23 protein-coding genes, 1 pseudogene and 1 riboswitch are annotated in these 26,029 nt (G+C 63.1%); of the genes and pseudogenes, 11 read left to right on the top strand and 13 right to left on the bottom strand.

The features are described from left to right. Positions 1 to 32 precede the first annotated feature (32 nt). Positions 33 to 1,136: a D-alanine--D-alanine ligase gene (ddlA, locus tag DK842_RS19550; RefSeq protein ID WP_114062958.1), complete on the top strand. Its 1,104-nt coding sequence runs from the start codon at positions 33 to 35 to the stop codon at positions 1,134 to 1,136. Between the two features lie 13 nt (positions 1,137 to 1,149). Here ddlA and DK842_RS19545 read toward each other — a convergent pair whose 3' ends face one another. Further along, entirely contained in the window at positions 1,150 to 2,148 is a 999-nt protein-coding gene (locus tag DK842_RS19545) for a sodium:calcium antiporter (protein WP_114063822.1), read from the bottom strand. A 59-nt stretch (positions 2,149 to 2,207) separates the two neighbouring features. Continuing rightward, a riboswitch (yybP-ykoY riboswitch) is annotated at positions 2,208 to 2,359 on the bottom strand. Between the two features lie 213 nt (positions 2,360 to 2,572). Between DK842_RS19545 and istB the strand changes: the two are divergent. Then, positions 2,573 to 3,103, top strand: a pseudogene (gene istB / locus DK842_RS19540) (IS21-like element helper ATPase IstB); the annotation flags it as partial. Between the two features lie 152 nt (positions 3,104 to 3,255). Continuing rightward, entirely contained in the window at positions 3,256 to 3,621 is a 366-nt protein-coding gene (locus DK842_RS19535; RefSeq protein ID WP_198414582.1) for a LysR substrate-binding domain-containing protein, read from the top strand. Between the two features lie 12 nt (positions 3,622 to 3,633). Here the strand turns inward: DK842_RS19535 and DK842_RS19530 are convergent, their stop codons facing one another. The 3 genes from DK842_RS19530 to DK842_RS19520 form a co-directional block, all read right to left on the bottom strand. After that, positions 3,634 to 4,359: a hypothetical protein gene (locus DK842_RS19530; RefSeq protein WP_145964092.1), complete on the bottom strand. Its 726-nt coding sequence runs from the start codon at positions 4,357 to 4,359 to the stop codon at positions 3,634 to 3,636. Positions 4,360 to 4,615: 256 nt separating this feature from the next. Next, the gene (locus tag DK842_RS19525; protein WP_114062955.1) at positions 4,616 to 5,827 is read right to left on the bottom strand and encodes a M24 family metallopeptidase; all 1,212 of its coding nucleotides are present in this window, start codon (positions 5,825 to 5,827) and stop codon (positions 4,616 to 4,618) included. Between the two features lie 65 nt (positions 5,828 to 5,892). Continuing rightward, positions 5,893 to 7,311 (bottom strand): MATE family efflux transporter, encoded by a 1,419-nt coding sequence (locus DK842_RS19520; protein ID WP_114062954.1) that lies wholly within the window; start codon positions 7,309 to 7,311, stop codon positions 5,893 to 5,895. A gap of 39 nt (positions 7,312 to 7,350) precedes the next feature. Between DK842_RS19520 and DK842_RS19515 the strand changes: the two genes are divergently transcribed. Then, the gene (locus tag DK842_RS19515) at positions 7,351 to 8,001 is read left to right on the top strand and encodes a TetR family transcriptional regulator (protein ID WP_198414581.1); all 651 of its coding nucleotides are present in this window, start codon (positions 7,351 to 7,353) and stop codon (positions 7,999 to 8,001) included. 27 nt (positions 8,002 to 8,028) lie between these two features. Here the strand turns inward: DK842_RS19515 and DK842_RS19510 are convergent, their stop codons facing one another. The 5 genes from DK842_RS19510 to DK842_RS19490 all read right to left on the bottom strand — a co-directional run bounded on the left by DK842_RS19510 (position 8,029) and on the right by DK842_RS19490 (position 13,491). Further along, positions 8,029 to 9,120, bottom strand: a complete 1,092-nt coding sequence (locus DK842_RS19510; protein ID WP_114062953.1) for an ABC transporter permease — start codon at positions 9,118 to 9,120, stop codon at positions 8,029 to 8,031. 4 nt (positions 9,121 to 9,124) lie between these two features. After that, positions 9,125 to 10,237, bottom strand: coding sequence for an ABC transporter permease (locus DK842_RS19505; protein ID WP_114062952.1), 1,113 nt, complete (start codon positions 10,235 to 10,237; stop codon positions 9,125 to 9,127). Beyond that, positions 10,234 to 11,949, bottom strand: coding sequence for an ATP-binding cassette domain-containing protein (locus DK842_RS19500; protein WP_168194931.1), 1,716 nt, complete (start codon positions 11,947 to 11,949; stop codon positions 10,234 to 10,236). The genes DK842_RS19505 and DK842_RS19500 overlap by 4 nt, the downstream gene beginning before the upstream one ends. After that, entirely contained in the window at positions 11,946 to 12,929 is a 984-nt protein-coding gene (gene hlyD, locus DK842_RS19495; protein WP_114062951.1) for a secretion protein HlyD, read from the bottom strand. The genes DK842_RS19500 and hlyD overlap by 4 nt, the downstream gene beginning before the upstream one ends. Positions 12,930 to 12,990: 61 nt before the next feature. Beyond that, positions 12,991 to 13,491, bottom strand: coding sequence for a metal-dependent hydrolase (locus DK842_RS19490; protein ID WP_114062950.1), 501 nt, complete (start codon positions 13,489 to 13,491; stop codon positions 12,991 to 12,993). Positions 13,492 to 13,772: 281 nt separating this feature from the next. Here DK842_RS19490 and DK842_RS19485 point away from each other — a divergent pair, with 281 nt between their 5' ends. Beyond that, the gene (locus tag DK842_RS19485; RefSeq protein WP_168194930.1) at positions 13,773 to 14,693 is read left to right on the top strand and encodes a TIGR02285 family protein; all 921 of its coding nucleotides are present in this window, start codon (positions 13,773 to 13,775) and stop codon (positions 14,691 to 14,693) included. Here DK842_RS19485 and DK842_RS19480 read toward each other — a convergent pair. After that, a complete protein-coding gene (locus DK842_RS19480) occupies positions 14,690 to 16,324 on the bottom strand; it encodes a methyl-accepting chemotaxis protein (RefSeq protein ID WP_114063819.1) in 1,635 nt (544 codons plus the stop codon). The two genes, DK842_RS19485 and DK842_RS19480, sit on opposite strands and share 4 nt — an antisense overlap. 253 nt (positions 16,325 to 16,577) lie before the next feature. Between DK842_RS19480 and DK842_RS19475 the strand changes: the two genes are divergently transcribed. The 4 genes from DK842_RS19475 (at position 16,578) to DK842_RS19460 (ending at position 19,702) form a co-directional block, all read left to right on the top strand. After that, positions 16,578 to 17,138 carry a PadR family transcriptional regulator gene (locus DK842_RS19475; protein WP_114062948.1) on the top strand — a complete coding sequence of 187 codons (561 nt, stop codon included), beginning with the start codon at positions 16,578 to 16,580 and terminating at the stop codon, positions 17,136 to 17,138. Positions 17,139 to 17,142: 4 nt separating this feature from the next. Then, positions 17,143 to 17,943, top strand: coding sequence for a siderophore-interacting protein (locus DK842_RS19470; protein WP_114062947.1), 801 nt, complete (start codon positions 17,143 to 17,145; stop codon positions 17,941 to 17,943). Positions 17,944 to 18,200: 257 nt separating this feature from the next. Further along, a complete protein-coding gene (locus DK842_RS19465) occupies positions 18,201 to 19,211 on the top strand; it encodes a BMP family lipoprotein (protein ID WP_114062946.1) in 1,011 nt (336 codons plus the stop codon). Positions 19,212 to 19,348: 137 nt separating this feature from the next. After that, entirely contained in the window at positions 19,349 to 19,702 is a 354-nt protein-coding gene (locus tag DK842_RS19460) for a hypothetical protein (protein WP_114062945.1), read from the top strand. A gap of 3 nt (positions 19,703 to 19,705) precedes the next feature. On the opposite strand, the gene DK842_RS19455 is transcribed toward DK842_RS19460, so the two are convergent. Further along, positions 19,706 to 20,275 carry a GNAT family N-acetyltransferase gene (locus DK842_RS19455; RefSeq protein WP_114062944.1) on the bottom strand — a complete coding sequence of 190 codons (570 nt, stop codon included), beginning with the start codon at positions 20,273 to 20,275 and terminating at the stop codon, positions 19,706 to 19,708. A gap of 131 nt (positions 20,276 to 20,406) precedes the next feature. Beyond that, positions 20,407 to 22,995, bottom strand: coding sequence for a bifunctional aconitate hydratase 2/2-methylisocitrate dehydratase (gene acnB, locus DK842_RS19450; protein WP_114062943.1), 2,589 nt, complete (start codon positions 22,993 to 22,995; stop codon positions 20,407 to 20,409). A 191-nt stretch (positions 22,996 to 23,186) separates the two neighbouring features. Between acnB and gcvA the strand changes: the two genes are divergently transcribed. Beyond that, positions 23,187 to 24,086, top strand: coding sequence for a transcriptional regulator GcvA (gcvA, locus tag DK842_RS19445; protein ID WP_114062942.1), 900 nt, complete (start codon positions 23,187 to 23,189; stop codon positions 24,084 to 24,086). Between the two features lie 4 nt (positions 24,087 to 24,090). On the opposite strand, the gene DK842_RS19440 is transcribed toward gcvA, so the two are convergent. Further along, positions 24,091 to 24,870, bottom strand: a complete 780-nt coding sequence (locus DK842_RS19440; RefSeq protein ID WP_114062941.1) for a substrate-binding periplasmic protein — start codon at positions 24,868 to 24,870, stop codon at positions 24,091 to 24,093. Between the two features lie 141 nt (positions 24,871 to 25,011). Between DK842_RS19440 and DK842_RS19435 the strand changes: the two genes are divergently transcribed. Next, positions 25,012 to 26,019, top strand: coding sequence for a class 1 fructose-bisphosphatase (locus DK842_RS19435; RefSeq protein WP_114062940.1), 1,008 nt, complete (start codon positions 25,012 to 25,014; stop codon positions 26,017 to 26,019). Positions 26,020 to 26,029: the final 10 nt, after the last annotated feature.

The raw sequence follows: 26,029 nt of genomic DNA, 5'->3' as shown, positions 1-26,029 counted from the left end.
CCGCCTTCGCCTTACACACACTGAGAGCGGTCATGAGCAAGATACGGGTGGGTTTGATTTTCGGCGGTCAGTCGTCCGAGCATGAAGTTTCCCTGCAGTCGGCCAGAAATATCCTGGAGGCCTTGGATAAAGATAAATTCGAGGCCCTGCTGATAGGTGTGGACAAGCGGGGGCAATGGCATGCCGGCCAGCCTTCCGATTTCCTGCTGAACGCGGATGACCCTGCCCGCATCGCGCTTCGGGAAACCGGCGAAGGCTTGGCTCTGGTGCCGGGCGAGAAGGCGCGCCAGCTGGTGGACGCGGCCAATGCCAGCCCGCTGCAGCCGGTGGACGTGGTGTTTCCCATCGTTCACGGCACCTTGGGTGAGGATGGCTCGTTGCAGGGCTTGCTGAAAATGGCCAATATCCCCTTTGTCGGCGCCGGCGTGCTGGGTTCGGCCGTGTGCATGGACAAGGATGTGGCCAAGCGTCTGCTGCGAGACGCGGGCTTGAAGGTGGCGCCATGGGTCTGCCTGACGCGAGCCAAGGCCGAGCAGGCTGACCTGTCCGCCATCGTCGCGAAATTGGGTCTGCCGCTGTTCGTCAAGCCGGCCAATCAGGGTTCTTCCGTGGGCGTGAGCAAGGTCAAGCGCGCGGAAGACCTGCGCGCGGCGCTGGACGAGGCCTTCCGTTTCGACCACAAGGCGCTGGTGGAGCAGGCGGTGATCGGCCGGGAGATCGAGTGCGCGGTGCTGGGCAATGGACATCCTCGGGCCAGCGGCTGCGGCGAGATCGTGCTGAGCGACGAGTTCTACGCCTATGACACTAAGTATCTGAACGAAGACGGCGCCCGCGTGGCGGTGCCGGCGGACATTCCGGACGAAGCCTGCCAACGCATCCGGCGCATCGCCGTCGAGGCCTTCCTGGCCTTGGAATGCAGCGGCATGGCGCGTGTGGACGTATTCCTGACGCCGGAAGGCGAGGTGGTGATCAACGAGCTGAACACCTTGCCCGGCTTCACCAATATCAGCATGTACCCCAAGCTGTGGCAGGCGGCTGGCCTATCCTATTCCGACCTGATCTCGCACCTGATAGAACTGGCGCTGGAGAAGGGTGAGGACGACAACCGCCTGAGCCGCAATGCTTGCCTATCGTAAGGCTACTAGCGGTTTAGGCAAAAAAGAGCAGCGCCGCGAAGGCGCCGTACAGTCCGCCCGACAACACCATCCAGCCTCCGTGCGCGCCTTTTTGGCGAAAGCTCCATGACAGCAGGCCGATGGCCAGCATGGTGACCAGGCCGGCGACAAGCAGCGGGCCGTCAAACAACCAGGGGGTGAAGAAAATGCCCAATGCGCTGGGTATGGTGGCCTGAATCATCATCGACCCCGAAATATTGGCCAGCGCCAGCCGCTCCTTGCCCTGGCGCACCCAGATCAGCGCATTCATGATTTCCGGGAGCTCAGTTGCCACCGGGCTGAGCAACAGCGCCACCAGATGCGGCGGCCAGCCACAGAAAAGCGCGATGGCGTCCAACTGGGAGACGAAAACATGGGAAGCCAGTGAGATGACGGTCAAAGCAAGCACCACTTGCGCGCCGGCCCAGAACAACAAGGACGCGTGCTGAACGGAAGGGCGGATTTTCAGCGGCTCCAGCGCTTCTTCTTCCGGCGCCGTGTCCGCAAGGCGAATTTCACGCCACGCGTAGGCTGCATAGGCGCCCAGAAAAATCAGGCCAAGCCAAGGCTTTATGGTGAATGCGAACAAGCCCAGCAATACTTTCAGGGCGAAAATCGCCAAGAAAGCGGTTTGATCCCGGCTCAATCGATGATGATCCGCTTGCGCCTGCCAAGATGAACGGCCAAGCCGCCTGCGGTTTGCAAACAGGGCGATACCCACCACAGCGTAAGCCAGCGTGGCCAGAACCAGAGGGCCGCCCATCGCCGCTCCTACGCCAAGCGATTTCTGCTCCGGCGTATCGCCGAATACCACGGCTACAAAGGTGACGGCGCTTTCCGGCAGCGCGGTGCCGAACGCGGCCAGCACCGACCCCACAGCCGTAGCGCCCAGATTCAGACGATGGCCGAGCCACTCGATGCCGTTGACAAAATACTCGCAAGCGACGTAGATCGCCATGGCGGAAAGGATAAACAGGATAAGCGTGACAAACATGAACAGTATCCGGCCAGGCAAGCGTGTGTAACCAATGGCGCGCAAACGCGCGCTTGCCTGGCCGGCTGGCGCGTTGCGGCCAAAGGTCTCGCCTGGCTCGTCCCGATACACGGCGGCTGGCCACGCCATGAGGCGAGGGCCTCAAGTTTGTTGACGTGGACTTCCCGCGGCAAACGCGAGAATGGCTACTCCCCAATGACTGTCCCGAATGCTAGCAGCTTTCCAGAGAATGAGCGCGCTGAGCTGGTAAATGCAGTTACACATAATGCGAGATGGGTTCTTGCTTTAGTTCGCATAATCTATATTATGTCAAATCTTGTGCAGGACGGATTTTCAAGCAAACCGCAAAAATGCTGGTGACACGATTCATGTCGCTCCTACGCAACACTAGGCAGAAACTGACGCAGTTCTCTTACCTCGCGTCGGTTTCTGCATCATGACTAGGCCTAACGTCGTGTTCATTGGTGGCACGGGTACCGGCAAAACACACCTTGCCACCGCATTGGGCGTGTCTGGCATTACGCGCCACGGCAAACGGGTACGCTTCTTCTCCACCGTGGATCTAGTCAACTTGCTGGAGCAGGAGAAAGCGGCGGGTAAGGCGGGCAAGCTGGCGTTCGCGTTGATGCGGGTTGACCTGGTGATTCTGGACGAGCTGGGTTACTTGCCATTCAGCCAGGCAGGTGGGGCCTTGCTGTTCCACCTGCTGTCGAAGCTGTACGAGCACACCAGTGTGATGATTACCACCAACCTGACCTTCGGCGAATGGGCCAGCGTGTTTGGCGATGCCAAGCTGACGACAGCCTTGCTCGACCGATTGACGCACCACTGCCATATCGTCGAGACGGGTAACGAGTCCTATCGGTTCCGTCATAGCAGCGATACGGCGAAATCGAGAATCAAGGCCAGGGAGAAAACGCGGCTAGGAGGGGCTGACGAAGCAGAGCCATTCTAGGTACTGATCTACCGGGGGTGAGGGTCACAGCACCAAGCCCTCGGTATTGGTGACATCGAACTGAATCAGGCTACTGGAATGTATTAGACTTATCCACAGCCACCCCTAGACGGAAGTGGCTTTCCTCCCTGGGTAAAATTCAACGCGCAGAGTTGGGTAATATCGGACGCGCAGCGGACAGCTGGGAAACCTGGCTGTCCGGCATGACGGGAGAACTGCCTCCGTTGCGGCAGCCTGCGCTGGAGTTCACCGACTCCACCCCCATGCTGGAGGCGGCTCGACAAGGACTGGGCGTTGCGTTGACGCGGCGTTCGATCGCGGACCAATGGCTGCGCGCCGGCGAACTGGTATTGGCCAGCGAACGCGAAGTCGCGCATACCTCCAGTTATTTTCTGGTCTGGCCGCACCGCAGCCATGGCTCTCCTCGCCTGGCGAGCTTTCAGGCCTGGCTGCGGCGGCAGGCGGAAGCATTCGAGCGGGCCCTGCCTGCTCGGCCGGACCCGCCCTATTCCGCTTAGCCTAAGGCTGGGCTAGCCGCGGCTGCCGTGAGGATGCGGCGCGAGCAGATTGCCAAGCTTGTTCAACAGCATGCGGCCGGTGGCGTGCGCGACGCAGCCGATCGTCACCGGCACCAGGGTCAGCAAGCCATGGCCCTGCGTATAGCCGGGATTGCGGTGAATGTAAAACTGGGCCGCATGGTTGGGGTTGGCTTGCCATTGTTTGCGATCGCGCTCGTTGTCGCGGGTTTGCCAGCCTACATGAACCACGCCTGGCCGGTCAGGGTCCACCGCCTTGAGCCCGAACAGCCGGGTCAATTGCCGGATCACGCCGCCGTAGTCCAGCTCGGTCGATTGCTCGGCGCTGGGCCAGACCTTGGTGGCGTATTTGTCCAGCAGCATGTAGCTGGATGGATGCACCAATGCGCCAAGGTAGTAAACATTGCGCCCGGGGTGCGTCAATCGATACCCCATGACCTGGCGGCAGACAAAGGGCGCGTTGCGGTTTTTCCCCCGGTACGCGCGCATCAGTCCGGCTTCCATCCGAATGACGGTGGACGCCTTGCCTTCCAGTTCTTGCTCGAAGAAATGGATTGCGCAATAGCCGACGGATTGGCCCTGATCGTTTTTATGAATCAGGATTCTCGTCTGCCTCGCTTTGGAATAAACGACGTAATTGGCGAAGTCGTCTTTGCTGACGCCGTCAAATATGTCGCAATGAACCAGATACAGTTCATTGACTAGCTTCGTCCTATCCATCTCATTCATCAGGCTTGGCACAACGACGACGGATTTTCCCATTTTAGACATGTTAGCCCCTACTTTATATGAACGGAAAATATCGTTTTTATTGCGATTTATATGAATTTAATTGCAAAAGCCGTGAGAATTTCTGATGGAAATGTTAATTCAAACGTTTGATTAGTAGATACAGTAAAAAAGGCCAGTCAAAGACTGGCCTAGTTATTTACTTAAATGAATATTGATTATTGGAAAGATGCTGACTTGTTCATTTTCAGGCGGATACCATTTTTCGGATGAAATAACCTTTCATTCTTTGCGCAGGCTTGGCTGCGGCGATGGTCAGCGCGTTCAGATCCACCGCCGCCTGCTGCGTGAGATTGGTCCAGCCGTCCGCCGTAATGGCCAGCGTGTCGGAATGACGGTATCCGCCCTCCTCCGCCAGGTAGATTCCTGGCTCTATCGATACCACCATGCCGGCCTGCAGGACGTCATCGCTGCCCTGGGCCAGCCATGGGGCTTCGTGATTGCCCAGCCCCAGGCCATGGCCGCAGCGGTGCAGCCGCAGATGCCAATCGCCGAAGCGCTGATCGCATAGGAAGGCGTTCACTTTTTCATCGATCTCCGCGCAGGCCACGCCAGGTCGCAACATGGCCATGGCCACTCGCCTCGCTTCGCTCATCAGCTGGAAACGTTCGCGCTGGCTGGGACTGGGCGGACGGGTGAAGAAAGTGCGCTCGCACTCGGCGGTATACCCGTCCAGGCGCACCACCGAGATCACCACGTGCGGCCCCGCCTTCAAACGCTGGGATAGTTGTGGAATGGCGTGCGGCTGCGCGCTGAGCGGCGCCGGCCACGGGGCCAGCAGCACCCGGGTGCAGAGCGGGTCGAAATCCGGCTCGTCGCGGATGATGCGCCGCAGCAGCTGCTGGCCTGTGGCGTAGCCTTCTGCCACGGATACGCCATCGTATACGCCTCGCAGCAACTGGTTCACGCCTTCGGCCGCATAGCGCCCGGCCCTTGCCAGCTTGGCGATTTCCCAGGAGGATTTGACCATGCGTATCCGGTCCAGCGAGTCATCGGCCTGCCCTCCCACCGATTGCATGAATTCGGCGTGATGCAACGGGGTGGCTGGATCGAAGGCGAATCGGTCGCTCAAAAGCGGGATCAGCGCATCCTCCCAGCGCTCGCCGGCTGGCGCCGGATACTCCCGGTAGCTGTGGACGTCTCCCTCCGCCACGCCCCAGGCCTGTTTCAGGTGGGCGTGTTCAAGCTGAGGCACCAGCATCTTGCGTTTACCGGTGGCGGCATCCAGCAGCAAGAAGAAAGGACGCTCCAGAGGCTCGTAGCTGATGCCGGACAGGTAGTAAATGCTTTCCGTGCCGCTGGCCACGTACTGGCGGATGCCGGCCTCCAGCAGGCGGCTGCGCAGCAGATGGTCTCGCCGAGCCATCTCCTGATGGCGTGGCTGTTCGAAATGCGCCATATCGTCCCCCCCCTTTCAGGATTTGAGATATCAATATGACATAAATCAAACTTCATTTCCGTTTGTCATGAAGACTCTGCGCGCGCGCCCCCTTGCAACTGGCCGATTTGCTTCCATAGCAGCAACGATACCGCCACGCCCAGCAACAGATTCACCATCGGCATGGCCAGCCAGACGCCGTCCAGGCCCATGGCCATCGGCAGCAATGCCAGCGCTGGCAGCAGCAGCGCAGTCTTGCCCACGGTGACGCCCAGCGCCAAGCGGGTCAGCGCCATCGCCTGCAACGCGGTGGCGCCGACGATGACCAGGCCATCCAGCGGCATCGCCAGCAGGTGCAGGCGCAGGGCGCGGCTGCCCGCCTCGATCAGTTCGGCGCTGCCGTCGCTGTACCAGCCCGCGATCCAGGCGGGAAATCGCTGAACCGCCATCCATGCTGCCACGCCTATGCCCAAGCCCACTTTCAGGCCATGCAGCAAGGCCGCGCGGGCGCGGTCGGGCTGTCCGGCTCCGATCGCATGCCCCAATAGCGGTTGCATGCCCACCGCCAGGCCATGAATGACCAAGGTGAACAGCGATTCGCTATAGCCCGCCACCGCGTAGGCGGCCACGCTCAGGTCGTCGCCCCACACCAGCAGCTGGCGGTTGTGCGCGAACAGCAGCAGGGCCAGGTTGAGCTCCATCAACAGGCTGGGCGCGCCCAGCGCCAGAATGGGCCACAGCCCCTGCCAGTCGGGCCGCAGCTGGCCCAGCTTAATGCGCAGTGCCGCGCGCGGACTGAAAAAATACGCCAGCGCCAGAATCAGCACTACGGCTTCGGCCAGCAGCGTGCCGATGGCTGCGCCGGCCAGGCCTTTGCCCATCACGCCGACGAACAAGTAATCCAGGCCGATGTTCAGCAGCGCGCCCAGCGTCATCAAGGCGGTGGACAGCTTGGGCCGCCCGTCGTTGCGTACCAGATAGGTCAGGAGCATCGGCCCCATGGTCAAACCGGCGCCGGACAGCATCAGCAGCAGATAGCCGCGCGCCTGCTCGGCTACTTGCGGCTGAACATCGGCCTTCAGCCAGGACAGGAGCAGATCGATATTGGGCAGGCCCAGAGCGGGAAGCAGCGCGCTCAGCAAAGCCAGCAGCGCCAGCGCCGCCAGCAGCGTGCCGCGCGCGGCGCGCATGTCGCCGGCGCCCTGCTGGATGGCGATGCGGGTGGCCGCGCCCATGCTGATCATCGCGCCCAGGCCCACCTGCAGCATCACCAGCGGATAGGCGAGGTTGATCGCGGCCAGGCCGTGGCTACCCACGTAGTGGCCGACGAAAATGCCGTCTATCACCGCATATAAGCCGGTTACCAGCATGCCGGCAATGGAGGGGATGGCGTAGCGCCAGAACAGCGTGGAGACGGGAAGCGTGTCCAGGTCACGGATGTGCGTATTGGTATGCGGCATGGCGTCGTTGCGGTAAAGCGCGATGAAGGATGGCCATCTTAACATTTAATCAGTCATGTATGATTGATTAAATCATGACACAATATGACGGACAATGACGAGAAGGAAGCCGGGATGGCTCGCAAGACCAAGGAAGATTCGCAAAAAACGCGAGATGCGATACTGGATGGCGCGGAACGGGTGTTTCTGGACAAGGGCATCGCCAACGCCACCATGGCTGAGATCGCCGACGCGGCGAAAGTGTCGCGCGGCGCGGTATACGGGCATTACGACAACAAGATGGAGGTGTGCCAGGCGATGATAGATCGCGCTTTCGCGCTGGACGCCATGCGCTTCCCTCCCGCCAGCGCCTCGGCGCGCGACACATTGCTGGCCGGAGCCGGCTACTATCTGGCGCAATTCCTGGAGCCGGGCTCTCCGCAGCGTGTGTATCAGATTCTGTATCAGAAGTGCGAGCGCACCGAGGAAAACCGCAGCGTGCTGCGCAGGCGGGAGTTGGCGGATAGATTGACCATGCACTACACCCGCCGCCAACTGCGCCGCGCCATCGCCCTAGGCGAGCTGCCAGCGGAGCTGGACGTGGGTCTGGCGGCCGACTATCTGGTTTGCCTCTTCATTGGCTTGTACGACTTGCTGGAAAACGACCCGGACGCGCTGCCGCGCTGCTCTCGCATCCTGCGCGGGGCGCTGGAGGGGCTGTCCCATGCGCGGGGCTTCATGCACGCTCGAACCTGATCGCCACGCCATCGGGGCCGGCCAGGGCTATTCGATATGCCTGCGGAAGCACCACAAGGCCAGGCCAAGGGTGAGGGCCGCGATCAGCCACAGCGGCAGCAACCACGGCCAGGCATCGGAGAAACCGTACCCTTTCAGGAAAACCCCCTTCAGAATGGGAATGAAATAGCTGAGCGGATTGACCCGCGCCAGCCACTGCAGCGTTTCGGGCATGTTTTCGATGGGCGACACATAGCCGGACAAGATCACCGCCGGCACCATGAAGGAAAACACGCCGAGAAAAGCCTGCTGCTGGGTGCGGCAGAGGGAGGAAATGAATAGCCCGACACCGGCCAGCGCCAGTCCGTAGCTAGCCATGCTGACCAGCAACAGCGCGATGGAGCCGCCGAACGGCACCCGATAAGCCCAGACGGCGGCCACGGCGATGACGCTGCCTTGCGCCAGCGCCACGAGCACGCCGGGCACCGCCTTGCCCGCCATCACATAGGCAGGCGTCAGCGGCGACACCAGCAATTGGTCGAACGTCCCCTCCTCCCGCTCCCGCGCCACCGACAAAGCGGTGACGATCAGGCAGCCTATGGTGGTGATGATGGCCACCAGGCTGGGCAGCACGTGCCACTGGAACTCCAGGTTGGGGTTGTACAGATTGCGCACCGCCAGCCTGGGCGTCGGCCCTGCCCGCTCCTGCTGGTAAGCGGAGACGATCTGTCCGATGTAGGCGCTGGCGATCTGGCCGCTGTTGGAGCGGCGGCCATCGACAATGATCTGCATCGCCGCCCCTTTTCCCGTCGCCAGCGCGCGGGAAAAATCAGGGGGGAACACGATGGCCAGCAGCGCGCATTGCCGGTCCAGGCAGTCGCGGAGCGCCTCCAGGCTGCGAACCTGCACGATATGGTCGAAGGTGGCGCTGGCCGCCATGCGCTTTATCAGCTCCTGGGAGGGCGGGCCCGCATCCTGGTTATACACGGCGAGGCTGGCATGCTTGACCTCAAGCGTGGCGGCAAAAGGAAACACCAGCAATTGCAGCAACACCGGCACGATCAGCAACAGCCGCCCCTGGCGGTTTCCCGCCAGCGCCTGCAGCTCTTTGGTGATCAGCCACAATAAGCGTTGCCACATGGTTTCAGTCCAATGTCCGGCGCGTTTTGCGCACAGTCTGCCCCAGCCAGAACGCGCCCAACAGCGTCAGGCTGGCGGCGTTGAACCATAACAGCCCGGGCACTACGCCCGCCTGGAACAGAGTTTGGAGCGTGCTGGCGAAATAGCGGGCCGGCAGAATGCGGGTCAGCCATTGCAGCGGCTCCGGCATGCTGGAAATCTCGAACACGAAGCCGGACAGCATCAGCGCCGGCAAATAGCCCGCGGTCAGCGCCGCCTGCGCGGCATCAAACTGGGTGCGCATCACGGTGGACAGAAACAGGCCCATGCCCAGCGCATTGGCGAGAAACAGCGACGACATCAGCCACAGCAGCCATACAGGTCCGCGAAACGGCACGCCCATCACAAACACCGCGACCAGCAGGCATAACAGCATGGCCGCGATGCCCAGCGCGTAATACGGCAATATCTTGGACAGCAATAGTTCGGCGCGGCTGACCGGGGTCGCCAGCAGGGCCTCCATCGTGCCGCGCTCCCACTCCCGCGCGACGACCAAGGACGACAGCAGCGCGCCGACGATGGTCATCACGATGGCGATGGTGCCGGGTACCAGGAAATTAGGGCTTTCCGCGCTGGGATTGAACCAGAAGCGCTGGCGGATATCGATGGCCGGCGGCATGGGACGGGCGCTCTCGTCGCCCTCGGCCTGCAGCCAACGCAGCCAGGCACCCTGGGCGTACGCGGCGACGAAATTCGCGGTATTGGGCTCCGCGCCATCGGTCAGCAACTGGATGACGCCTTGGCCGCGCTGCCATTGCCGGGAGAAATCGTTCGGCACCACCACCGCGCCGCGTATCTCGCCTCGGGACAGCTTGCTTTCCAGCTCCGCGCGCGAGGACAGCGATTGAACCGCAAGCGCCGGCGTGGCGCGCAGCGTGGCCGCCAGGCGCCGCGCCGCGCCGCCGCCGTCCTGATTGAGCAGCCCCAGACGGATATGGGCGGAATCCAGATTCACTGCGTACCCCAGAATGAACAGCAGCGCCACCGGCAAAATGAAGGCGATCAGGATGCTGCTTGGGTCGCGCACGATCTGGTAGCTTTCTTTCCTGCACAGGGCCAGCAGCCGGCGAGGGTTCATGCGTCCGCCTCTTCCACCAGGCGGATGAAGGCATCCTCCATGGTCGGCTCCGGACAGGCGGAGTCGGCTACGCCGCGCTTGAGGGCGTCCGGGGTGTCCAGCGCCAGCAACCGGCCGCGATAGATCAAGGCGATGCGATCGCAATACTCCGCCTCATCCATGAAGTGGGTGGTCACCAGCACCGTCACCCCCTTCTCCGCCAAGCCATTGATATGGGTCCAAAACTCGCGGCGGGTCACCGGATCGACCCCGGAGGTGGGTTCGTCCAGAAACAGCAGCGGCGGCTCGTGCATCACCGCGCAAGCCAGCGCCAGCCTTTGCTTGAAGCCTAGCGGCAGCTCTCCGGAAAGATTGTCCATATGGGGCGTCAGGCCGAACACCCTCTCCATTTGCGCCACCTTGTCGCGCTGCCTGGCTCCAGACAGGCCATACACGCCGGAAAAAAACATCAGATTGCGCCGCACGCTCAATTGGGCGTAAAGCGAGAACTTCTGAGCCATATACCCCAGTTGTTGCCGCGCCGCGCTGGGGCTGCGCTTCAGATCCAAGCCCATCACCAGCGCCTGTCCGCCGCTGGGTTTTAGCAGGCCGCATTCCATCTTGAAGGTGGTGGATTTGCCGGCGCCATTGGGGCCCAGCAAGCCGAACACTTCGCCGCGGCGCACCACGAAGCTGATGTCGGCGGCGGCGCGAAAGTCGCCGAAGCGCTTGCCGAGTCGGCGCGCCTCGATCACAGCCTCGCCTGCATAAGCCGGCACCTCCGGCATTTCCTCCGCCAGAGGCGAGTCCCCGCCGGGGCCGCCGCCCAGCAGGCTGATGAAGGCGTCCTCCAGTCTGGGCCTGGCTGGAATCAGTGCGGCTTCCGGGCCGGCTTCGGCCAAGGCGAGATCGGGCCAGCGGCTTTCGTCGCGCAGCAGCAGCCTCAGTCCGTTTCCTTGTATCGTGCCGTCCATCAGTTCCGGCTGGCGCAGCAGTCGCTGCAACAACCGCCGACGATTGCCCTCGATGCCCGTCAGTCTCAGGCAACGGCCCGCCAGCGGCGCGGTCAGCTCGGCGGGAGATCCGGCGGCGCGCAAGCGCCCGCCCGCCATCAAATACACTTGATCGCAAGCTTCCGCCTCATCCAGGTAGGCGGTGCTGAGCAGCACCGTGATGCCGTCGGCCGCCAGTGACCGTATCAGCCGCCACAGCTCGCGCCTGGAGATGGGGTCGACCCCGACGCCGGGCTCGTCCAGCAACAAGACGCGGGGCTTGCCCAGCAGCGAGCAGGCCAGGCCCAGCTTCTGTTTCATGCCGCCGGAGAGCTTGCCGGCGTAGCGGCCGGTGAACGGCGCGAGGTCGGTCAGCGCCAACAAGCGGGCGAAATCCCCCTCGCGTTCGGTGGCGGACACTCCCCGCAGGTCGGCGTACAAATTGAGGTTTTCCTGCACGGTCAAGTCTTCGTACAGGCCGAACTTTTGCGGCATGTAGCCGATCGCGCGCCGCAACTCGTCGCCGATGGCGGCATCCAGCCCGGCCACCTTCGCTTTGCCGCCGTCAGGCGTCAGCAATCCGGCCAACATGCGCAGCAACGTGGTCTTGCCGGCCCCGTCCGGACCGACCAGACCCGCCACGCAGCCTGGAGGAATGTCCAGATCGACCCCGGCGACGGCATCGGCATCCGCGCCGGGAAAGCGCTTTTTCAGCGCGCAAGCCTGGATGGACAAATTCACTTGGCCAGCCTCACCGTCACAGGCATGCCCTGGCTGAGTCCGCCATCCGCATCGCCGACTACCACCCGTATCCGGTAGACCAGCGCAGTGCGCAGGCTGGCGGTTTCCACCGACTTGGGCGTGAATTCGGCGGTAGGCGACACGAAGCCCACCACCCCGCGGTAAGATTTCTCAGGATGGCTGTCGCTGGCGATCGACACTTCGGTCCCGGTGGTGAATCGGCCCAGTTGGGTTTCGTCGACATAGGCGCGCACCCAGGTTGGCTGACGCAGCGACAGCGTGAACGCGGGCGTGCCCGCCTGCACCAGGCTGCCCGTTTCCACCGCGCGGGTGAGGATGATGCCGGCGCTGGGCGACTGCAGGCTGGCATCCTTCAGAGCCAGCCTGGCGGCGGCCACGCTGGCTCGCGCCTGCTTGAGCTGGGCGTCGGATTCGGCGATTTCCTCCGGCCGGAAGCCCGCGCGCAAAGCGCGCAGTTGCTGGACGGCTGCGTCGCGCTGGCCGATGGACTGGTCGCGCTGAGAGCGGGCCGCTTCCAGCTGTTGCTGACTGCTGCCGCCGGCCGGCGCCAGTTCGCGTTGGCGCCGATATTCGCTTTCCGCCTGTTTCGCGGCGGCTTCCGCAACCTCCAGCCGCGATTTGGCCTGGGCGATGTCTTCTTGCCGGCTGCCTTTGTGCATCAGCGCGTTGCGCGCCGCCAATGCGGCTTCGCTCGCCAGCGCGGCATTCAGGCTATTGCGCAGCGGCTCGACGTCGAGTTGGGCCAATATCTGTCCCGGCTGCACGCTGTCGCCTTCATCCGCCCGCACGGCGGCAAGCCGGCCGGGCACGCGAAAGGCCAGCGCCACCTCGCGGATGTCGACATTGCCGTACAGCGTGGACTGCTTTTCGGCTTCTGCCTGCCGCTGGTGATGGACATAAGCCAGGCCTCCGATAGTCGCCAGCGCCAGCAGCGCGGCGACCGCTATCCATCGTTTCATCCCGCTCCCTTTCGAGTCGGCATCGCTGTCGCCCATTATGCCCGCGCGATGGAGAAGTCCGCTACAGGGCGCGCGACATCAAGAACCCCGCGCCGAACCACAGCAATACGGTCATGACCGGCTCGGCCATTCTGGGGCGAAGCAGCATCAGCGGCGCGCGAAAGCGTATCCGTATCGGCCACAGCAAGGGGATGCCGGCCGGGGTCAGCCAATCGCCTACCAGATGGGAGGCGTAACCCACGCACAGCCCCAGCACCAGCGGCATCGCATGGCCAAGCTGCACGCCCCAGCCGTGCAGGCAGGCGGCGCTGGCGTAAAACACGCCGACCACGGCCAACAGGCTGTGAGTGATGCCGCGATGGCCGAACAGATAGGCGATAGGCCGGGACAGGAAGGGTATGCGCCGGCCAAGCCAGCTCTTGGGATGGTCGAGGTCCGGCAACAGCGAGCCGGCCAAGCCGCCGGCCAGCAGCAGCAACGCCATCATGGCCGGCAAGCGCAGGATCAGCGCCGCCGAAACCGCGCAGAACGCGCCGAAGGCGACGTGGGTAGCCACCATCATGGCAGGTCCCCGCCGCTAAAATTCTCATTCATCTTGTTGTTGCCTTTGCGGCGTATCGCTTCTTGTTGTTCGCCGTGACATTCGCACGGGGCGCACATGCTACTGCAGACAGGCTGCCGGCGCAAAAACCAGACCGAAGAAATCCATACTCTGCGGCCGTTTTCATGGCCAGGCCCGCCGAAATCCGTCAGTCAGGCAGAGACTGACAGTGCGAGTGAGAATTGGTTGCGCAATCGCAGCGGTCTAGAATGGACCAAGGCCTGACCAGAGATGGAGCGCAGATGTTAGGTTTTCTGATACCCGCATGCTGGAGACGATGCCTGGCGGCCATTCCCTTCTCCGTGACGCTGACGACAGCCATCGCGGCGGAGCCGTATCAGATCACCTGGGTGCTTTCCGACTGGGCGCCCAACTTCATCATCCGCGACGGCAAGCCTACGGACGGCCAGAACGACATCTACCTGAAGCTGATCATCGCGCGCTGGCCGGAGGCCGAGCACCGCTTCGCCGTGATGAGCACCGCCCGCAGCGTGCTGGAGCTCCAGCGCGGCAGCCAGCTGTGCCGAATGAACCTGATACCGACGGCGGAGCGCGAAAAATTCGCTTTTTTCACGTTGACCCATATGCAGCTGCCGCAGGAGGTGATCATTCGCCGGGCGGTGGCGGACCAGGCGCCGCTGAACGGCAAGGGAGAGGTGCCGCTGGAAAAACTGATTCTGCGGTCTGGGCTGAGGGGGGTGATCGCAGCCGGACGCAGCTATTCCGACCCGATAGACAAACTGTTCGCCGCGCATCGCAACGATTCCAACCTGAAGGAAAGCCCGCGGCTTCCCTCCAATAGCGGCCTGTTCAAGCTGCTGCAGCTGTCCAGGGCCGACTACACGCTGGATTTCGAACCCGACTACAAATACCACCGCGAGGTGGACAAGGATGACAGTCTGGTCAATCTGCCCATCGAGGGCTCCGGACTGATTCCGGTCGGCATCGCCTGCCCCAAGACCCCATGGGGACGAATGGCGGTGATGAAAATAGACCAGCTGCTGAGCGAAGCGGTGGCCGACCCCGCCTATCGCCAATCCCAGGACCGCTGGCTGACTCAGGAATCGATACAGCGTTATCGCGCGGAGCTGGACCGTTTCTACCGCCAACGCGCGCGGGCGGCCGACCCCGCGCGCTTCGCGCTCGCGCCAGGCCGGCGCTAAACCTGGAACTGCGCGACCGATAGCCTCAGATTGCCGGTCACCTCGTCGATCCGCTGCACGCTTTCCGACGCCTGGGTGGCGGCCACCGCGTTGCCGGACGCCACTTGCGCGATCTGCTCCACATGGCGGGCGATATCCTGGCTGGCGGTGCCTTGCTCGCGCAGCGCGTGGGAAATGTCGTTGACCACTTGCACCACCTGGCTGGCGCTGCCGCGTATCTGCTGGATCAGCTCGCCGCCCTGCTCGGCCAGTTCCAGCCCGGTTTTCACCTTGGCCACGGTCTCGCTCATGTTCTGGCGCGACAAATCGGAGCTGGCCTGAATCTCGGCAATCATGCCGGCCGTCTGTTCGGTGGCTTTGGCGGTGCGTTCGGACAGCTTGCGCACTTCGTCGGCCACTACGGCGAAGCCGCGGCCGGTTTCTCCCGCGCGCGCCGCCTCTATCGCCGCGTTCAGCGCCAGCAGATTGGTCTGGTCGGCGATATCCTTGATCACTTGCATGATGTTGGAGATGGTGGCGGTTTTGCTGGCCAACTCGGAAATGGCGGCCTCGGTCATGTCGACGGTGGCGCTGATGTCCTGCATCTCCGCCACCGCGCGAGCGATCACGTCGCTGCCCGCTTCGGAAAGCTGGCCGGAGTCCTGCGACACCTCGCGCGCGTCCGACGCGTGCTGTGCAATATGGTTGATGCTGACCGTCAGTTGCTCCACCGACGCCGCCATCGCAGCCGCGCCCTCGCTCTGTCCCTGCGAGTTGTCGGCCACCATGCGGGCGCCGTCCACCACGTCGGCGTTCAGCCGGCCCAACTCCTCCGCATCGCGCATAATGTCGCCCACCAGCTGGCGCAGCTGTCCCTGCATTTCCCGGATATGGGCCAACAAGCTGTCGCCGCGCGCCGCGTCCACGTCTATCTCCCTATCCAGCTTGCCGGCGGCGATTTCGCGCACGATGTCCGCGGCCACGGAAGGCTCCGTTCCCAGTTCGCGCATCACGCTGCGGTACACCCACCAGCCCAGCGACAAACTCACGGCCATGAACAGCAGCACCTGCGCGCCCACGCTCAGCAACTGCCGCGTCAGCGTGGCATTGATGTCGTCCAGGTAAAGCCCGGTGCCGATTACCCACCCCCAGCGCGGAGAGCTTTGAAAGTAAGCGAGCTTGGGTTGCGGCGCGCTCGAGCCCGGCTTGTCCCACACGTAGCTGACAAAACCCTTGCCGCCGCCGCTGCGCATGGTTTGCTCGAACAGCGCGCCGATATTGGCGCCGGCGCCATCCCTCACGCTGTGCATGTCCTTGCCGATCAGCTTGGGGTTCATGCCATGGGAAATCCATTTGAGGTTCCTGTCCAGAGTGAAGAAATACTCATCGCCGTCGAAACGCAGCTTGGCCAACTCCTGCAAAGCCATTTTCTGCGCCTCCGCCTCCGGCACCAGCCCGGCCGCGGCCTGCTCTTCATGCATCGCCACCAGGCTGGCTGCGTTTTCCACCTGGGTGCGGACCTGGTCATGCCTGTCGTCCAGCATTTGCTGGCGCAGCGTATTCATCAGCAAGGCGCCCAGTACGCACACCAGGGCGATGGCGCTGACGGTTTGCAACAACAAGCGGCGCTTCAGGGAAAGGGTTCTGGCCATGGTCTCGCTCACACGGAATTTGTAAACAACTCCCAAAGATAACCGATGCCATTATTCAAATTCAATATTCAAATGCAATTTATTGATGTTTGTCATCGAAATGGGCATCTACCGCTTGCCAATAGTGATAATGAATCTCATTGTTGATTTTTTGGGCGGGATTTTGTATCTTAAGATACATCTTAAGCAATAAGGGCACGCCATGAAACATTGCCGCCGCGTATTGACGCGACACAGGCCTCCCCCCTGCCCGATGCGCGCATCCCGCCGCGCCGGCGGCGAAGCAGAAGTGCTGGCCAGGGGGCGAAAATTCAGCGCGGACGATTTGCAACTGCTGCTGCTGGCATTGATAGCCGAGCGCGCCTGTCATGGCTACGAACTGATCAAGGAGCTGGCCGTCCGTTCCAACGGCTACTACAGCCCCAGCCCTGGCGTTGCCTACCCCGCGCTATCCAGCCTGGAGGCAACGGGCCATGTGGCCGCCGCCAGCGATGGCAAGCGGCGCCGCTATTCCATCACCGATGCCGGGCGCGAGCGCTTGGCCGAGGGGCGGGAGCGCGCGCAGCTGATGCTGGCCAAGCTGGTTCACATCGGACGCAAGATGGAGCTGGCGCGCCGAGCCTACGCCGGGGAAGAGATCGGCGAGGACGGCGCCGCGGGGTGGACCAAGGAGTTGATAGACGCGAGGCGCGCGTTGAAGCGGGCCTTGCTGCTCAGGGATCAGGCTGCGCCGGATGAACAGCGCCGCATCGCGGCCATTTTGCAGCGCGCCACGGATGAAATCGTGGGCGCGGAAAATTCCACAGGAGATTGACCTCATGCATTCCGAACTTGAAATACAACGTCTGCGCCATCCGTTGCGCTTTCGCAAACTGCAAGTCTCCCGCATTGCCAGACTCTCCCCGACCATGCTGAGAATCACCCTGGCGGGCGACGAGCTGGACGGATTCGTCTCGGCCTCCTTCGACGATCATATGAAATTATTCTTCCCCGCCTCAGGCGAAACACTTCCCGCGTTGCCGACTGCGGTTTCCGATAGCGGCATTCAGTTTCCGGCCAACCAGCCCAGGCCCGCGATGCGCGACTACACCCCGCGTCGTTACGATGCCGATGCCGGGGAGCTCGACATCGATTTCGTGGTTCATGATGGCGGCGTGGCCGCGGACTGGGCGAGAGGCGCCGCCCCCGGGGACTGGCTTGGCCTGGGAGGTCCGCGTGGGTCGCGTGTGATTCCCGCCGGCTTTGACTGGCACTGGCTGCTCGGCGACGAATCCGCATTGCCGGCCATCGCCCGGAGGCTGGAGGAGTTGCCCGCTGAAGCCAAGGGCATGGCATGGATATTGGTGGATGACGCCGATTGCCGAATCCGCGTGACTGCGCCGGAAGGCCTGGATGTGGTGTGGCTGCAGCGAGACAGGCATGAGAGCCTGGAGCAGGCGCTGTCCAGTTGCGCGCTGCCCGATGGCGAAGGCTTTGTCTGGGGCGCTGGCGAGAGCGGCGAAATGCGCGCCGTCCATGCCTTGTTGAAACAGCGAGGCTTGGCCAAGGAAAGAATGCGGGTGGCAGGCTATTGGAAGCGCGGCGATGCCGGCGCGCACGAGAGCATCGGAGAGGAGTAAGTCGGCATGCCGGGCGGTTGATTCGGCGGATTTGATCAGCGTTTCGACTATATTGGTTTACACGAGGGGTGGCGCTGGGTAGAATCTCGCCGCTTCAATGGGCGGGTTGCATGCGCGGTCGAGAGACGGCGCGGCGCCCGCCTCGCCTCATCCCGCCTGCGCGGCTGCTTCAATGCGCCCAGGCGCGGTACGCCTCTCGTTGAAGCGCTCGCGGACGCCCGCGGGCACCATCTCGAAAACGACTACTAGAAAAGCTGATGAAAATGACGTTTGCGATCAAGACCGCAGGATGCGCCGTAGCCGCCGCCCTGCTCGCCGCCCCCGCGCTGGCCAAGGACTTCAATGTGGCAGTGGTCTACGACCAGGCAGGCAAGTTCGACAAGAGCTTCAACGAAGCGGCCTATACCGGCGCCGAACGCTTCAGGAAAGAGTTCAAGATCAATTACCGCGAAGGTCAGCCCAGCAACGACGCGCAGAAAGAGCAAGTGCTGCGCAATATGGCGCGCAAAGGCGCCGACCTGGTAGTGGCCGTCGGCTTCGCCTACACCCAGTCGATCGAGACCGTGGCCAAGGAATTCCCCAATACCAAGTTCACGCTGGTGGATTCGGTAGCCAAGGGCGCCAACGTGCAAAGCATCGCCTTCAAGGAGCAGGAAGGCTCCTTCCTGGCGGGCATGGCCGCCGCGATGAAATCCAAGACCGGCAAGGTGGGCTATCTGGGCGGCATGGACGTGCCGCTGATCCGCGCCTTCGGCTGCGGCTACGCGCAAGGCGCCCGTTACGTGAATCCGAAGGCTGTGGTGCTGCAGAACATGCTGGGCACCACCCACGCCGCGTTCAACGATCCGTCGCGCGGCAACGAGCTGGCCAAGAGCCAATTCGACCGCGGCGCCGATGTGATCTTCGCCGCCGCCGCCCTGTCCAACGTGGGCGTGATCCAGGCTGCCAAGGCCTCGGGCAAGTACTACATCGGCGTGGACAGCAACCAGAACTACATGCAGCCGGGCACCGTGCTGACCTCCATGGTCAAACGCGTGGACAACGCCGTGTACGAAACCATGCGCGATGCCAAGGATGGCAAGTGGAAGCCCAGCACCAAGCTGATGGGCCTGAAAGAAAACGGCGTGGACTGGGCGCTGGACCAGTACAACCGCGCGCTGATCACGCCGGAAATGGAAAAGAAGATCACCGCGGCCCGCAAGGACATCATCGCCGGCAAGATCAAGGTGGTGGACTACCGCGCGGCAAACAGCTGCCCGGTCAATTGATAGCCCTCTTGGCCTGATGGAAAAAGCCCCGTTTTCGGGGCTTTTTCTTTTGGGTGGGACGGGAGTGCCTGCGCAAACGCTGCCTTTGTGGTATTCTTGCGCCCCCGCTCAAAATGGCCGTGACCCGTCACACATCAATGAAAGACCCCTGCGACCACTACACCTTCGACCTGATAGGCGGAGTGCCGAAGAAGCCAGGCCGCAAGCCGCTGGGCGAGCGCGCGATGACGGTGGCCGAGCGCAAGCGCCGCAGCCGCGAATTGCGCCGCAGCCGGCTGCAGGAAATGTCGGTGACGGTGGAGTTGAGCCGCGATGCGCAAAAATCTTTGGACAAGATGATCGAGTGGTGGGGCGTCAGCAAGAAAGAGGCGATCAACCGCGCGCTGCTGATCGCCTGCCAGTCGCAAACCGGCCGCACCGGCAGCCTGTTCGAACTGGAGCTGGGCATGCAGCTGCCCGCCAAGGCTTCGCGCCGCAAAGCGCCGCGCTGATCCTTAGATAAACTCTCCCGGCGGCAAGCCCAGATTGACCGCCGACCCGCGGAACGACGCTTCCGCCCTCTTCGCCCGCTCCGACAGCAACTCCAGCACCACAATCTTGCCCAGCGCGTCGCTGCGCAAGGCGCAATCGTCGCCATTGGCGATCAGCACGACGTCGGCCGCCTCCCATCCTGCCGCCCGCCGGTAAAACGGCAATAGCCCGGCATCGCAGGAGAACGCGGCGATGTCATAGCGGCCGCAAGTCCTGAGCCAGTCCGAAGCGGCGGCGACGACGCGTTCGCCCAGGCCGCGGCCGCGCATCTCCGGCCGGGTGGCGACGCAACTGAGGCTGCCCAGCGAGAAGACCAGTCCCTGGTGAATGATGTCCTTGCCGAGCACCGACGCGTAAGCCGCGAGCCGCCCATGGCTTGCCAGGCAGAACGAGCGGGCCTCCAGCGCCGGCCTATGCAGCCGCTCGTCCGGATCGAGCTCGCCTTCGCATTGATAGGCCTGATGCAGCATGGCATTGATCTCCCGGCGCAAGGCCGGCGGCAGATACTGATACGGCGCGCTTGTGACTTCCACGTTTCATTCGTTTCTTGAGGCGTTGCGACGACCGGATTGGGCCGCTGAATTGCCGGCCAAGTTCCCGTAAAAAAAACGCCGCCCGCCCTCGCGGGCGAACGGCGCTATCACCAAGACAATCGATGCGGCGGTCAGGCCTTGCTGGCGGCCAGTTCCTGATATTCCTGGATCTGGTCGAAGTTCAGATACTTGTAAACTTCGGCGCCCTTTTCATTGATGATGCCGATGTTCGCCTGGTATTCCTCAACGGTCGGGATTTTGCCCAGCTTGGAGCAGATCGCGGCCAGCTCGGCGGAGCCCAGGAACACGTTGGAGTTCTTGCCCAGGCGGTTCGGGAAGTTGCGGGTGGAGGTGGACATCACGGTCGCGCCTTCGCGCACCTGCGCCTGGTTGCCCATGCACAGCGAGCAGCCCGGCATTTCCAGCCGCGCGCCGGCGCGGCCCAGCACGCCGTAGTGGCCCTCCTCGGTCAGCTGCTTGGCGTCCATCTTGGTCGGCGGCGCCACCCACAGGCGCACCGGAATGTCCGCCTTGCCTTCCAGCAGCTTGGACGCGGCGCGGAAGTGTCCGATATTGGTCATGCACGAGCCGATGAACACTTCGTCGATCTTGGTGCCGGCCACTTCGGACATGAACTTCACGTCGTCCGGATCGTTCGGGCAAGCGACGATAGGCTCCTTGATGTCGTTCATGTCGATCTCGATCACCGCCGCGTACTCGGCGTCGGCATCGCCCTGCAGCAGCTTGCCGTTGGCGATCCAGTCTTCCATCGCCATGATGCGGCGCTCCAGCGTGCGCGCATCCTGATAACCGTCGGCGATCATGGACTTCATCAGCGTGATGTTGGAGCGCATGTACTCGACGATGGGCTCTTTGTTCAGGTGCACGGTGCAGCCGGCAGCGGAACGCTCGGCCGAGGCGTCGGTCAGTTCGAAAGCTTGCTCGACCTTGAGATCCGGCAGGCCTTCGATTTCCAGAATGCGGCCGGAGAAGATGTTCTTCTTGCCGGCCTTGGCCACGGTCAGCAGGCCGGACTTGATCGCATACAACGGGATGGCGTTGACCAGGTCGCGCAGTGTCACGCCCGGCTGCAGCTTGCCCTTGAAGCGCACCAGCACCGACTCAGGCATGTCCAGCGGCATCACGCCGGTGGCGGCGGCGAAAGCCACCAGGCCGGAGCCGGCCGGGAAGGAAATGCCGATCGGGAAGCGAGTGTGGCTGTCGCCGCCGGTGCCCACGGTGTCGGGCAGCAACAGACGGTTCAGCCAGCTGTGGATCACGCCGTCGCCCGGGCGCAGCGAGACGCCGCCGCGGGTGGAGATGAAGGCCGGCAGTTCCTTGTGCATCTTCACGTCCACCGGCTTCGGATAGGCGGCGGTGTGGCAGAACGACTGCATCACCAGATCGGCGGAGAAACCCAGGCAAGCCAGATCCTTCAGCTCGTCGCGGGTCATCGGGCCGGTGGTGTCCTGCGAGCCGACGGTGGTCATCTTGGGTTCGCAGTAAGTGCCCGGGCGCACGCCCTTGCCTTCCGGCAGGCCACAGGCGCGGCCGACCATCTTCTGGCCCAGCGAGAAGCCCTTGCCGGAATCGACCGGGGATTTGGGCAGGCGGAATGCGGTGGAAGCCGGCAGGCCCAGCGCTTCGCGCGCCTTGGAGGTCAGGCCGCGGCCGATGATCAGGTTGATGCGGCCGCCGGCGCGCACTTCGTCCAGGATCACTTCGGATTTCAACTTGAACTCGGAGACGAGGGTGCCGTTCTTCTCGATTTTGCCGGCGTAGGGGTAGATGTCGATCACGTCGCCCATTTCCAGCTTGGACACGTCCACTTCGATCGGCAGCGAGCCGGAGTCTTCCTGGGTGTTGAAGAAGATCGGCGCGATCTTGCCGCCCAGCGTCACGCCGCCGAAGCGCTTGTTCGGCACGTAGGGGATATCCTGGCCAGTGGCCCATACCACCGAGTTGGTGGCGGATTTGCGCGAGGAGCCGGTGCCGACCACGTCGCCGACGTAGGCGACTAGGTGGCCCTTTTTCTTCAGATCGTCGATGAACTGCATCGGGCCGCGCTTGCCGTCTTCTTCCGGCTTGAAGGCCGCGTCAGCGCGGGTGTTCTTCAGCATCGCCAGGTAATGCAGCGGGATGTCCGGACGGCTCCAGGCGTCCGGGGCCGGCGACAGGTCGTCGGTATTGGTCTCGCCCGGCACCTTGAATACGGTGACGGTGATTTTCTCGGCCACTTCCGGGCGGCTGGTGAACCACTCGGCATTGGCCCAGGATTCGACCACTTCCTTGGCGACGGCGTTGCCCTTGTCCATCTTTTCCTTCACATCGTGGAAGGCATCGAACATCAGCAGGGTTTTCTTCAGGCCGGCGGCGGCGATCTTGGCTACCGCGGCGTCGTCCAGCAGATCGACCAGCGGCTTGATGTTGTAGCCGCCCAGCATGGTGCCGAGCAGTTCGGTAGCCAGCTCGCGGCTTACCAGCGGCGACTTCGCGCTGCCTTCGGCGACGGCGGCCAGGAAGGAGGCCTTGACCTTGGCGGCGTCGTCCACGCCCGGCGGCACGCGGTGGGTGATCAGCTCGACCAGAACGCTTTCTTCGCCCTTGGGCGGGTTCTTCAGCAGTTCGACCAGTTCTTCAACCTGCTTGGCGGACAGCGGCAGGGGCGGAATGCCCAGCGCGGCGCGCTCGGCAACGTGCTGACGGTAAGCTTCTAGCATGACTCGGGACCTTCTTGGCTTGGTTGGCGCAAGTCTGCCGGCGCGGGCTGGCAGTCTCCACTTGCTAATTCTGCATCACTTCCGCGCGTTTCGCGCTGGAATATGCACTTTGTAGTGAGTGAAGATTACGCTTTTCGGCGCTTGCATACAAACGAGTAATCGCAACACGGATTGTGAGATAAAATCACAACATGAGCACTTACCCTCCTCTGAACTCCCTGCGCATTTTCGAAGCTGCGGCCCGGCTGGAAAGCTTTTCCGCGGCCGCGGGCGAACTCTTCGTCACGCATGGCGCTGTGAGCAAACAGATTAAGCAATTGGAAGACTGGCTGGGCGTGCGGCTGTTCGAGCGCAGCGGCGGCCGGGTCAAGCTGACCGACGCCGGCTGGCGTTACCTGGTCCAAGTGCAGGATGGGCTGGACCTGATCGCCAACGCCACCGCCCAGCTGCTGCAGCCGGATCATCAGCGCCGGCTGGCCGTCAACTCCACCCCTACTTTCGCGTCCTATTGGCTGCTGCCCCGGTTGGCGCGTTTTCGCGAGCGCTTTCCCGATCTGGAGCTGCGGCTGGCGACGTCCGACCGAGACCTCAGCCGGCTGGACGCGCCATTCGATGTCGCCATTCGCCGCGGCCCCGGCGATTGGGCTGGCCACATCGCCAAGCCTTTTCTGAAAGAGTGGGAGCTGCCGCTGTGCAGCCCGGCGCTGCTGGCCAGCCAGCCGCTAAGCGCACCCGCGGATCTCGCCGCGCATACGCTATTGCATGCCGACACTCGCCCCACCGCCTGGCCCCGCTGGTTGACGCTGGCCGGCGCGGCGGAGCTGAAGCCGGCCAGCAGCATGCATTTCGACAAATTCTCGCTGGCGCTGCAAGCCGCTGTCGACGGACTTGGGGTCGCGCTGGGGCCGATGCCGATGGCTCAGGCTCTGATCGATGAGGGCAAGCTGGTGTCGCCGCTGCCTGCGCCGGTGGTGACGGTAAGGGATTACTGCTGGGTGGTGCCGCGCATGGCGGCCGAGGACTCCACGGTTGCCTCATTCTGCCGCTGGCTGGAGAGCGAAGCGGCGGAAGACGGCGGCTTTCCCTCTTGAGCGTTCAATGCGCCCCGGGCGGCAGGCCTATTAGCCTCATATCCATCGGCGCGGCGTCGCGCGGCAACCATTTGTTGTAAATGCGTTTGAAAGTGCCGTCTTTCTTGATGGCGGAGAAGCCTTCCTGCCAGCGGTGGACTTCCTCTGCCGGGGTGCCGCGGGAAAACGCCAGGTATAGCTCCAGCGACTCCAGCACGCGGACCAGCTCGACCGCATCGGGCTGGCGGTGGATGTCCTTGAGCACGGACGCCACGACAAAGCCGCCCTCCACCCACATGTCGTAACGGCCCATCAGCATTTTTTGCGCCGTGATTTGCGGAGTGGGCGCCAGATCCACCTCGACAAAGCCGGCGGCGGAGGCGGCGTCGGCGAAGATGCTGCCTCGGTAAGCGCCGACTGGCCGCTGGTAGATGCCGGCCCCAAGCGCCAGCAGCTTGGCCGCCTCGCCCTTGCGCGCCAGCAGCACGGTTTGCGACACGGCGATCGGCCCCAGCAACGTCATTTGTTTTTCGCGCGCTTCGCTGCGGCCGACGGTGAACAGCATGATGCCAGGATTGGTCAGCAGGTCCTTGTAGCCCCGCGCCCAAGGCACGACCTCCACCGGGCTGTTGTCGTGGATGCGCGTCTGGATCTCGCGCACCACCTCCACGGCCATGCCATCGGCCACGCCGTTGCGTTGAAACGTGATGGGCGGCCACTCTTCGGTGTAGATGGTCAAGGCCGGCGCGCGCGCCGACCAAGCGGAAAGACTGAACAGCAACAAGACCAGGGCGCGGCTGAGCATGGCGCATCTCCTACGTCGAACTACTCATATCGTGATAGCTTTTCGCGGCCCGGCCCGCACCCTTATTCGGTTATAATGCCGCGTTGTGCCGCCAAGCCGACGGCATTATCATTCGCGCACCCATCCCTCCTAAGGAACGTCATGAGCCGCATCACCCTCTCCCGTTTTCTGATCGAACAACAGCGCAAGGCAGGCACGCTGCCGCCTGAATTGCGCCTGCTGATCGAAACCGTGGGCCGCGCCTGCAAAGCCATCAGCTACTCGGTGAACAAAGGCGCGCTGGCCGACGTGCTGGGCGAAGCCGGCACCGGCAATATCCAGGGCGAGGCGCAAAAGAAACTGGATGTGATCGCCAACGATTTCCTGCTGGACGCCAACGAGTGGGGCGGCAGCCTGGCCGCGATGGCTTCGGAAGAGATGGAGCTGCCGTATCATATTCCGGGCGAATACCCGAAGGGCGAATACCTGCTGATGTTCGACCCGCTGGACGGCTCGTCCAATATCGACGTCAACATCTCCGTCGGCACCATCTTCTCCATCCTGCGCTGCCCGGAAGGCGTGGCGCAGCCGACCGAGGCCGACTTCCTGCAGCCCGGCACCCACCAGGTGGCCGCCGGCTATACCGTGTACGGCCCGCAAACCATGCTGGTGCTGACATTCGGCAGCGGCGTGCACGGCTTCACGCTGGATCGCGAGCACGGTTCCTTCGTGCTGACCCACCCGGACATGAAGGTGCCGGAGCGCACGGCGGAGTTCGCTATCAACATGTCCAACATGCGCCACTGGGAAGCCCCGGTGCGCCGCTACGTGGAAGAAATGCTGGCCGGCAAGACCGGTCCGCGCGGCCGCGATTTCAATATGCGCTGGGTGGCGTCCATGGTGGCCGAGGTGCATCGCATCATCACCCGCGGCGGCATTTTCATGTACCCGAAGGACGCGCGCGATCCGTCCAAGGCCGGCAAGCTGCGCCTGATGTACGAAGGCAATCCGATGGCTTTCATCATCGAACAGGCAGGCGGCGCCGCCACCAATGGCCAACAGCGCATCATGGACATCGTGCCGGCCAAGCTGCACGAACGCGTGGCGGTGTTCCTGGGCTCCAAGGAGGAAGTGGAGCTGGTGACGCGCTACCACCTCGAACAGCAGTAATGGTCGCCCA

This window comes from Chromobacterium phragmitis (assembly GCF_003325475.1).
GTDB lineage: Bacteria > Pseudomonadota > Gammaproteobacteria > Burkholderiales > Chromobacteriaceae > Chromobacterium > Chromobacterium phragmitis.
The sequence above is the reverse complement of the archived record's forward strand: the minus strand, read 5'-3'. Positions and strand labels throughout refer to the sequence as shown.